The organism is Microbacterium paludicola, assembly GCF_039529675.1.
Taxonomy (GTDB): Bacteria; Actinomycetota; Actinomycetes; order Actinomycetales; family Microbacteriaceae; genus Microbacterium; species Microbacterium paludicola.
The window spans coordinates 1-925 of sequence record NZ_BAAANG010000063.1; the positions used below are offsets into that span (position 1 = coordinate 1).

Here is a 925-nt window from a genome sequence, read left to right on the forward strand (position 1 = left end):
CTGTGGTGATTGTAGTGATGCAGCCAGGCCTCGTAGGCGGAGGTCCGTTCGGCTTCGCTGGCGTAGGGCTTCGCGTAGGCCCATTCGGCGGCGAGGGTGCGGTTGAACCGTTCGACCTTGCCGTTGGTCTGCGGCCGGTAGGGCTTGGTCCATCTGTGCTTGACATCGTCGCCGAGCGCCGCGGCGAAGGCATGTGAGCGGTAGCAGGCGCCGTTGTCTGTCATCACGGCGGTGACGGTCACGCCCAGGCTGGCGAAGAACGCGTTCGCGCGGGTCCAGAACCCGGCGGCGGTCTCCTTGCGTTCGTCGTCGAGGATCTCCGAGTACGCGACACGCGAGTGGTCGTCGACGGCGTGGTGCAGATACCGGTATCCGCGTGAGCCCGCAGCGCCGGCACGTGTCGCCTTCCCGCGAGCGACGCCGGCAGCCCGGTCCTGCACGGACCCCTTGCCGTGCACCCGCCAACCGCCGCCGTCCGGGATCCGGCCCTGCTTCTTGATATCCACGTGCACGAGCTGGCCCGGCGTGTCGAGCTCATACCGCTTCGGCTTGGGCTTGCGGACCGGGAGCCCGGTGGCCTGGTCGATATTCGCGAGCTTCGGCATGCCGTATCGGGCGAGGACGCGCCCGACCGTGGAGCGGTGCAACCGCAGCTGATACGCGATCCGATGCGGCCCCCACCGGCGGGTGAACCGCAACGACACGATCCGCCGCTCCGTCTTCTGCGGCAGCCGATTCGGCGACGACTGCGGCCTCGAGCTGCGGTCCGTCAACGCCAACCCGGCCCGATACCGGTCGGCCCACCGCTTCGCGGTCGCCGGTGAGCACTGGAACCGTTCCGCCGCGCGCTGCAACGTCCATCCCTCATCGACGATGAGAACAGCAAGACGACGACGCCCCTCCGGCGTCAAAGGCGCGTTAGCGT

1 protein-coding gene is annotated in these 925 nt (G+C 68.6%); it reads right to left on the reverse strand.

The genetic code is table 11. The features are described 5' to 3' along the window. On the reverse strand, positions 1 to 925 hold a 925-nt coding region (locus ABD161_RS15710), incomplete at both ends, for an IS481 family transposase (RefSeq protein WP_344005121.1).